3 protein-coding genes are annotated in these 1,744 nt (G+C 38.2%); all 3 read right to left on the bottom strand.

Annotation, left to right across the window (positions count from 1 at the left end; genetic code table 11):
* Window positions 1–282: 282 nt before the first annotated feature.
* The 3 genes from AC1DVB_RS27015 to AC1DVB_RS27005 all read right to left on the bottom strand — a co-directional run bounded on the left by AC1DVB_RS27015 (window position 283) and on the right by AC1DVB_RS27005 (window position 1,677).
* Window positions 283–876 (bottom strand): YdeI/OmpD-associated family protein, encoded by a 594-nt coding sequence (locus AC1DVB_RS27015; protein ID WP_095678432.1) that lies wholly within the window; start codon window positions 874–876, stop codon window positions 283–285.
* 82 nt (window positions 877–958) lie between these two features.
* On the bottom strand, window positions 959–1,351 hold the full coding sequence (locus tag AC1DVB_RS27010) for an SRPBCC family protein (RefSeq protein ID WP_063593577.1): 393 nt from the start codon (window positions 1,349–1,351) through the stop codon (window positions 959–961).
* A 2-nt stretch (window positions 1,352–1,353) separates the two neighbouring features.
* The gene (locus AC1DVB_RS27005) at window positions 1,354–1,677 is read right to left on the bottom strand and encodes an ArsR/SmtB family transcription factor (RefSeq protein ID WP_034306755.1); all 324 of its coding nucleotides are present in this window, start codon (window positions 1,675–1,677) and stop codon (window positions 1,354–1,356) included.
* Window positions 1,678–1,744: the final 67 nt, after the last annotated feature.

The following is a 1,744-nucleotide window of genomic DNA, read 5'->3' as shown; positions in this document are numbered from 1 at the left end:
TCATTACTTAAACCTTGTTCAAGATAAGCACCCGTTAGCTCAAAAAAAGTGACCTTTAAGCAAAAAAACAAGGTACACTTTGGTGTGCAGTTTTTTTCTTTCCTTAGCTGCAACAAGTAGGCTTTTTCACGGCAGATCGCTTACACTCTATGGATCACTTTTTTGTTTTTATCCATTTTATTATTCGGTTGAGTGGTTACTTGCGTTCCAAAAAGGAGTTCGAATGAACGCAAAGTGGGGTGAAATCCAAAACATGATTAATTTATTTTCTCATCAAATATATTAATCTTTTAAACCCTTCCCATCGAGAATTTTCTGCATGCATTTTTCGATTCTTGACTCTCGGGTTTTGGATTGTTTGGCTTGTGAAAAATAAAGGATGTATGCTCTTTGCCTTCCTGGGGTCAATGCTTCAAAAGCAGTTTTCAAGGCAGGGATGTCATCGAATTTATTGTGAAGTTCTTCAGGAATTATGAATTCTTCATTCTTTTTAAATTCCACTTCCAACCCGGCTTTTTCAACTTCAATGGCTTCATGAATATAGGCTTTCAGAATGGATTCCGTTGCAACTATTTCTTGAACATTAGTGAACCGAATCTGGCGCGCTCCCTGTACATTCTCCGTTTGTTGAATTAGAAGCCCGTGGGCATCCTGTAACAAGGCACCTTTGTGAAACAGAAGCGCACAATATTCTTTAAATCCATGTATTAAAACGATGTTTTTATTCTCAAACGTGTAACAGGGATGCATCCATTTAAATTCTTCAGTCAGTTCACAGTCAAGAACGATATTTCTTAATGTCTCATATTCTTCTTTCCACTTATTAGCTTTACCTAAAAATTCATCAACCTTAGGATTTGTTCTACTTTTTGTCATCACGGAACACTCCTCTTTCCGAGCAGTTTGCTTTTTTCTTATATGTTAGCTAAATACTAAAAAACAAGGCAGAGGTTTGGTCTTACAATACCTCTAACACGTTATTAAGTTCTTCGCCCATTTTCGCCCAACCATATTTCGCACCATTGAACGCTTGATCTTCTTTTTCGAATCCTGTTTGTTCGAGATGTAAGTGGGTTGTTCCATCTTCGTGCTTTAAGGTCCATGTGACTGTAGTGTTTATACCGCCACCTACCCAGGTGTAAGATAACTTATAAGGCTCCTCGACTTCAAGAACTTCGGAATCAATAATTAAATTCCACTGTTCATTCCGAAACTGGAATTTATGTCCGACGACAGGTTTAATATCATTAGCCATTACCCATTTCCCAAGAGTATTTGCATCCGTTAAGGCAAGCCATACCTTCTCGATCGGGCTCTTAAAATTAAAATCTTGTGTTACTGTTAAACTCATTACTATTCCTCCTCTAATATTTGATTTAAAAGTGATATTCTTTCACTCCAGAATCTTCTGTAAAACGATACCCAATCCTCAATTTCTCTCAACGGACCAGCATTCAGTCGATAACGGGTTTCCCTGCCGACTTTTCTGCTGATTACTAGACCTGCCTCTTTAAGGATTGCCAAATGCTTTGAAACCGCAGTACGGCCCATTTCAAAATGTACGGTTAACTCATTTAGTGGCAATTCCTCCACGTCTGCCAACAAACGTAGCAATTTACGTCTTGTTGGGTCAGCGATGGCTACATAAATATCACGTTCTTGATTTTTCTCGTTCAAAATCACCCACCCTTATAATTGGACACCAATTGGTGTCTTTTATTATATGACACTGATTGGTGTCCTG

It is taken from the genome of Peribacillus sp. P4_D6, from assembly GCF_056401795.1.
The sequence above is the reverse complement of the archived record's forward strand: the minus strand, read 5'-3'. Positions and strand labels throughout refer to the sequence as shown.